Annotated in this window: 6 protein-coding genes; 4 read left to right on the top strand and 2 right to left on the bottom strand. The window is 74.7% G+C overall.

What is annotated here, in order from left to right; genetic code table 11:
- Nucleotides 1–28: 28 nt before the first annotated feature.
- Together ACLBYE_RS11055 and ACLBYE_RS11060 are read right to left on the bottom strand one after the other, a co-directional pair.
- Nucleotides 29–619 (bottom strand): hypothetical protein, encoded by a 591-nt coding sequence (locus ACLBYE_RS11055; protein ID WP_056531827.1) that lies wholly within the window; start codon nucleotides 617–619, stop codon nucleotides 29–31.
- An 8-nt stretch (nucleotides 620–627) separates the two neighbouring features.
- The gene (locus ACLBYE_RS11060; protein WP_447694222.1) at nucleotides 628–1,230 is read right to left on the bottom strand and encodes a serine acetyltransferase; all 603 of its coding nucleotides are present in this window, start codon (nucleotides 1,228–1,230) and stop codon (nucleotides 628–630) included.
- Between the two features lie 128 nt (nucleotides 1,231–1,358).
- Here ACLBYE_RS11060 and ACLBYE_RS11065 point away from each other — a divergent pair, with 128 nt between their 5' ends.
- From ACLBYE_RS11065 to ACLBYE_RS11080, 4 genes are read left to right on the top strand one after another with little or no spacing between them, the layout of a single operon-like run.
- The gene (locus ACLBYE_RS11065) at nucleotides 1,359–2,837 is read left to right on the top strand and encodes a lipopolysaccharide biosynthesis protein (RefSeq protein ID WP_447694223.1); all 1,479 of its coding nucleotides are present in this window, start codon (nucleotides 1,359–1,361) and stop codon (nucleotides 2,835–2,837) included.
- The gene (locus ACLBYE_RS11070; RefSeq protein ID WP_447694224.1) at nucleotides 2,834–3,775 is read left to right on the top strand and encodes a glycosyltransferase family 2 protein; all 942 of its coding nucleotides are present in this window, start codon (nucleotides 2,834–2,836) and stop codon (nucleotides 3,773–3,775) included. Before ACLBYE_RS11065 ends, ACLBYE_RS11070 begins: the two co-directional genes overlap by 4 nt.
- Nucleotides 3,772–5,154, top strand: coding sequence for a right-handed parallel beta-helix repeat-containing protein (locus ACLBYE_RS11075; protein WP_447694225.1), 1,383 nt, complete (start codon nucleotides 3,772–3,774; stop codon nucleotides 5,152–5,154). Before ACLBYE_RS11070 ends, ACLBYE_RS11075 begins: the two co-directional genes overlap by 4 nt.
- Before the next feature lies 1 nt (nucleotide 5,155).
- Nucleotides 5,156–6,283 (top strand): glycosyltransferase family 4 protein, encoded by a 1,128-nt coding sequence (locus ACLBYE_RS11080; RefSeq protein ID WP_447694226.1) that lies wholly within the window; start codon nucleotides 5,156–5,158, stop codon nucleotides 6,281–6,283.
- The last annotated feature ends 288 nt before the right edge of the window (nucleotides 6,284–6,571 follow it).

Consider the following 6,571-nt stretch of genomic DNA (forward strand, 5'->3'; position numbering starts at 1 on the left):
GGCGGGCGCCGGCCGGGCGCGTCCGGATCTAGCGCCCACGGCCCGCCTCCGGGCCGCGCCCGCCGCTGCGGAGCTGCCGCTGGACCAGCATCGTCACGGTGCCGGCCGGGACGTCCCGGAGGCTGCAGACCCCGATCCCGATCGTCGCGCCCGCGCCGATGGCGACCGCCCCCTGGACGGCGGCGTGCGCGCCGACCACGGCGCCGTCGCCGAGATGGGGGCCGTCGGCGGGGAACGGCTGGCTCGGGAAGACCCAGTCCCGCGGCCCGACCAGGGTTCCGGGCAGGAGCGTCAGGTCGGCGCCCCCGGTGCCGCAGAACGCGACCCGCGCCGGGTGCGGCACGAACAGGCCGGGCCCGAGGCGCGAGCCCGGATGCAGGCAGGCGCCGGTCAGCCGCAGGGACAGGTCCGCCACCAGGGCGGCGCAGCGGCGCCAGCCCCGGCCGTGCAGCAGGTGCGCGGTCCGGTGGAGGATCGCCACCTGCATGGCCGGCAGCGTCAGGTGCATCGCGCGCCGCAGCCGCGAGGTCGGCTTGCCGCCCGTCGTCTGGCGCAGGACGCGGGCGAAGTCGGCCGCCAGGAGGCGCCGCAGGCCCGGCAGGGTGACGTGGTCGGTCATCGGGCCGCTCACGCCGCGACCCCCCGGCCGGGAAGCGGCCGCCAGGGCTGCGGCATCACCTCCTCGTCGGCCTGGACGGGCTTGAGGATGATCGTCCGCGGGCCGATCCGGGCCCGGTCACCGATCGGCACGGCGCCGAGCACGATGGCGCCCGCCTCCAGGACGACGTCGTCGCCCAGCACCGGCAGGCCGGGGCCGCCGCCGATGTCCTGGTCGGGCTCCTTCAGCAGGCCGCCGATGGAGGCCTGGATCCCGAAGGCGGCGTCGCGGCCCACGGCGCCGGCGATGACCGTCCCGTAGGGCTGCGGCAGGAACAGGCCGCCGGCGATGCGGCTGGAGGGCGGGATGTCGGCGCCCGTCCACCAGCCGTTCACCAGCCACAGCAGCCACGCCGCCATCCGCCAGCCGCGCTCGTGGGCGTAGCGGGACAGGCGGTAGAGCCAGACCGCGTGGTAGCCCCGGCGCAGGCGGGCCGGCCCGCCGCCGCGGCGGCGCCAGTGATCGCGGTCGGCGGACAGGGCAGCCCGCACCTCGACCCACCGGAGACGGCCCGCCTCCGCGTCGGCTCCGCGCGAGAGACGCAGATCCGGTCCAGCGGCTGTCTCGGACATACGCAGTCCTCCGGTTTTTCCCAACGCGACAACTCTGCAACCATAAATTGAGCTCGCGGTTGCAAGCCATACGCAGCCTGCCACGATGCAATCGTAGGTCGCAGTTTTCAGTCAGGCTTCACCGAGAGATGCTTCGCTTGGTAAACCGATTGTCGGGACGGAGGCGCGCCGGCGGGCTGCGCTACGGCGCGAACCTGCTCGGTCAGGCGGCCGGGCGCGGCGTCTACCTCGCGGCCGGCTTCGCGGCCTTCGTGATGGTCGGCCATTTCGCCGGCCCGGCGGCGCTGGGCCGCTACGGCCTCGCCCTGGCGATCCTCGCGGTCGCGCTGATCGCGGCGGACTTCGGCACCACGCTGACCTTCGGGGCGCGGCTCGGCGCGGTCGGGCCGGAGATGCGGGCGGCCGAGTTCGGCCGGATGCTGTCGGCGCGCCTCGTCCTCGGCCTCGGGACGGGTGCCGCGCTCCTCGGCGTCCTGCCGGTGCTGCCGGACGCGATCCGGCCCGGGCTGGCGCTCGCCGCCCTGCTGATGCCGCTCGCGGCCGCTCGCTTCCTCGACGCCCTGTTCCAGGTCTGCGGGCGGCCGGGCTGGTCCGTCTGGCCGTCGCTCGCCAACGCCGCCCTGCTGATCGGCGGGACGGCACTCGCGCTCTGGCTGCAGCTTCCGGAGGCGGCGCTCAGCCTCGTGGCGGTGGCCGCCGGCATCGCGTACGGCGCGGTCGGGCTGGCGCTGGCGCTGCGCCTCGTGCCCGCCCGCCCCGCCTCGCTGCCGCACGCGCTCGCGACGATCCGGGCCGCGGCGGGGGTGGGCGTCTCGAACGCCCTCGGCTCGCTCAACGGCCGGATCAGCCTGATGATGCTGGCCGCCTTCGCGGGCGCGGCCGAGCTCGGCCAGTTCACGGCCGGCTTCCGGTTCTTCGAGCTGGGCGCCGCGGTGGCGATCACCCTGTGCGCCCCGCTGGTGCCGGTCTTCGGGCGCGCCGTCGGGCCCCTGGTCGACGGACGGTCGCGCGCCGGCACGACCGCCCTGCGCGCGCGGGTCCGCGGCGCGCTGGTCCCGATCCTCGCCGCGTCCTGCGCCGGAGCGGTGGCGACCTGCGCCCTCGCGGAGCCCCTGGTGCGGCTCGCCTTCGGCCCGGATTTCGGCCGCGCCGTCCCGGTGCTGCGCATCGCCACCGGGATGAGCGTCCTGCTGATCGCCGCCACGATCCTGTTCGCGGGCCTCGTCCCGCTGGGCCGGACCGGCTTCGCGGTGCGCGGGAGCGCGGCGGCCTGCGCCACGAACCTCTTCGCCTGCACGCTGCTGATCCCCTGGGATCCGCTCCTCGGCGCGGGCATCGCCGCGCTGCTCGCCGAGGCGGCGATGCTCGGCGTCCTGGCCCAGGCCTTCTGGCGGGAGGCCGGACCGCCCCTCGCCCTGGCCGACGTGCCGATCCTCGTCGCGCCGGCCCTCCTCACCGCCCTCGCCTGGGCCGCCGGTCCCGCCGCCCTGGCGCCCGCGGCGGTGCCCGCCGCCGCGGCCCTCTCGGCCGCCCTCGCGGGGTGGCTGTGCCTGCGCCGCGCCCCGACCGATCCCCTCGACCTCCCGCTCCCGGAAGCCTCCTCATGAGCGATCGACCCGTGCTCTCGGTCATCATCCCGACCTACAACCGCGCCGACACGCTGCGCCTGTGCCTGAGGGCCTTCGACCGGCAGGAGACGGACGCGCCCTTCGAGATCGTCGTCTGCGACGACGGCTCCACCGACCACACCGGGACGGTCGTCAGCCGCGCCGTCGCCACGGCCCGGATCCCCGTGGTGCACCTGCGCCAGGAGAATGCCGGGGCGAACGCCGCCCGCAACCGCGCCATCGCGGCGGCGCGGGGGGCGCGCCTCCTGATCGTCAACGACGACACGATCCCGGTCCCGAGCCTCGTCGAGGCGCACCGGCTCGCCCACGCCCGGCGGGGCGGTCGTGAGACAGCGATCCTCGGCCGGATGACCATCGACCCCGCCCTGCCCTTCTCGCCCTTCTCGGCGCTCCACCACGACGCCTCCTACGACGCCCTGGCGGGCCGCGACGAGGTCGGCTGGGACGCGTTCCTGACCTGCAACGTCAGTGTCGACCGGCGCTTCCTGGAGGAGGCGGGCGGCTTCGACCCGAAGCTGTTCTGGCACGAGGACATCGAGCTCGGCGAGCGGCTGGCCCGGCGCGGCATGCGCCTGTTCTACGCGCCCGAGGCGCTGGGCTACCACCACCACCTCCTGGACGAGGCGGCCTACCTGCGGATCGCCGAGCGCGAGGGCGCGGCCCTGGTACTGTGGTACCGCAAGCGCCCGGACCTCGTGGCGGATCTCGGCCGGCTCGGCCTCGTCGGGCCGCCGCCGCTCGGCGCGGCGGCGCGCCACCGGGTCGCCGACCTCGCCATGCCGCAGGCGCTCCTGCCCGGCTGGCAGATGGCGGCGCGCGCGCTGACGCGGATCAGCCCCGAGGCCGGCCGCAGCGTGTGGCGGCGGCTGTTCCAGCGGCGCAAGCGCCTCGCCATCGCCCGGGCGCTCGCGGCATGAGGTGGCCCCGCACGATCCTCGGCGGCGCCCTGTCGGCCCTGCTCCTGCCGGTCCTGTCCGCCTGCGGGCCGGCCGACGCGCAGGTGCAGCAGAACATCCTGGTCGATCCCGCCGGCGGCGCGAAGCCCGGCTACACCACGGTGGCGCGGCTCGCCGACGTGCCCTTCGCCAGTCTCGGTCCCGGATCGAGCGTGCTGGTCCGGGGCGGCAGCTACGGCGACGTCGTGTTCGTCGGGTCCCGCGGGACCGCGGCGGCACCCGTGACGGTGGCGGCAGAACCCGGCACGCAGCCGCGCCTGTCCAACTCCGTGGTGTTCGAGAACGCCGCCTACGTCGCGGTTACGGGCCTCACCGTCCAGGGCGCGGTGAATTCCGGCTTCATCATCCGCCGGGGATCGAGCCACGTCACGGTCGCGGGCTCGACCGTGTCCCGCTCCGGCCTGGGGATCTGGATCGGCGACGGCGCCGGGGCGGGTCACCGCATCACCGGCAACACCCTCGCCGACAACCAGACCCACGGCGTGGCCGTCGACGTGATCAACGCGCCCGCGGAGGATCCGAGCTACATCCTCGACAACACCGTGACCGGCAACGGCATCCACGGGATGGAGATCAACGGCTCCGGCTACGTCGTGGAGGGCAACCGCGTCTCGGGCAACGGCGTGGGGATGTCGGGCACCTCGGGCATCCACGTCTACGCCAAGGACGCCGCCCAGGACGCCGGCGACCGCAACACGATCCGGTACAACATCGTCACCGGCCAGAAGGAGACCACCGGCCAGGACGGCAACGGCATCCAGATCGACCAGTGGTGCGACGGCAACATCGTCGCGTTCAACGTCGCGGCCGACAATGACGGCGCCGGGATCAACCTGTTCGACGCCGGCTCCAACACGGTGGTCAACAACACGACCACCGGCAACATGCGCGATTCCGGCGGCAAGCACGTCTACCGCGGCGAGATCGTGCTGGCCTCCGACTACACCAAGCGGGTCGACCGCACGTCGAACAACCGGGTGCTCAACAACATCGCCTACGCGACCCGGCCGAACGTGGCCGCGATCGTGGTCGAGGCGACCACCACCGACAACAACAACGCGATCGGGCCGAACTTCCTCGGCAGCGCCGTCGGCGCCCCGCTCTACCGCTGGGGTACGCAGGCCACCGGCGACGGGGCGAGCCTGCCGCTCAACGGCCAGGGTCCCGACCTCACCGGCACGCCCGCCTTCCGCGATCCCGCCAACCCCATGGCCGGCGGGCTCGCCCTGACGGCGCCCCCGGCCCGCGCCGGCATCCCGCTCGGCGCCACCCGCGACATCGCCGGCCAGGCCTACGCCCCCGGCGAGGCCCCGACCTTCGGCGCCTACAGGAGCCCGTAACATGCTTCGCATCGGCATCGACGCGCACGTGCTCACCGGCAAGCCGCAGGGCAGCCGGACCTGGCTCGTGAACATCATCGGGCGGGCCGCCGCCCGCCACCCGGACGCCACCTACGTGGTCTATTCCGGCGACCCGGAGGCCTGCGCCCGCATCGTCTCGGGCGACAACATCGAGCACCAACGGCTGCCGCGCGTGCCCGCGACCGTGCGGCTGACCCTGGTCTGGCCGTGGCTGTTCCTGCGCGACCGGCTGGACACGCTGCTGACCACCTACATCGCCCCGCCGCTGGTGCCGGGCGACCGGCAGGTGGTCGTGGTCCACGACATCCTGTTCGAGACGCATCCCGAGTTCTTTCCCTGGTCGATGCGCTGGCGGAACAGGATCCTGACCCGGCTCTCGGCGCGGCGCGCCAAGCTGGTCCTGACCATCTCCGACTACAGCCGCGACTCCATCGCCAACGTCTACGGCATCGCGCGGGAGCGCATCGCCGAGGTGCGCTGCGGCTCCACGCCGCCGCAGGCGGTCACGGAGCGGACGCCGCTCGCCGACGGGCGCCCCTACCTGCTGATGGTCGGCCGGCTGGAGCCGCGGAAGAATCTCGGCCTCGTCCTCGACGCCTTCGCGCGGCTGCCGCAGGGCGCGGCCCGGCTGATCGTGGTCGGCAAGGGCGACGGCGAGCGGCCCGAGACCCTCGACCGCCTCGCCCGGACGCCGGACGCGGTGCACATCGCCGGCATCGACGACCGGGGCCTGTCCGACCTCTACGCCCGGGCCGCCGCCCTGGTCTTCCCGAGCCGCGGCGAGGGCTGGGGCATCCCGGTGCTCGACAGCCTCGCCCGGGGAACCCCCGTCATCGCCTCGAGCCTGACGGCCATCCCGGAAGCCGGCGGCAGCGCGGCGAGCTACTTCGACCCGGACGCGCCCGACCGGGTCGACCGTCTCGCGGAGCTGATGGGCGCGGCGGTCGAGGGGCGGCTGCCCTTCGACGCCTGCGCCGCGCGGGCCCACGCGGCGCGCCACGACTGGGACGGACCGGCCGCCACCTTCGTCGACCTGATGCGCCGCAGCTTCACGGCCCGCACGCACCTGCGCGACCTGATCCTGGCCGCGCCGAACCTGCGCGGGTGACGCGCGAGGGTGACGCGCGAGGGTGACGCGTGAGCGCGCCGTCGGCCGGCCTAGAGCCGTATCCGACCCTGTTGCAACGGTCGGGAAGGACGGCGAGCCCGGTCTCGCCAGCCGCGCCAGGCCCCCTCTCCCGTGCGGGAGAGGGTTGGGGTGAGGGTCGAGAAGGATCAGGACTGAACAGGCCGCCGATGCGCGTACAGGCCGCGACTCTTCCGGACTGTTCTCATCCCTCACCCTGTCCCTCTCCCGCACGGGAGAGGGGACCCGCGCCTCGTTCGGCACGGGCTC

It is taken from the genome of Methylobacterium sp. A52T (assembly GCF_053346095.1).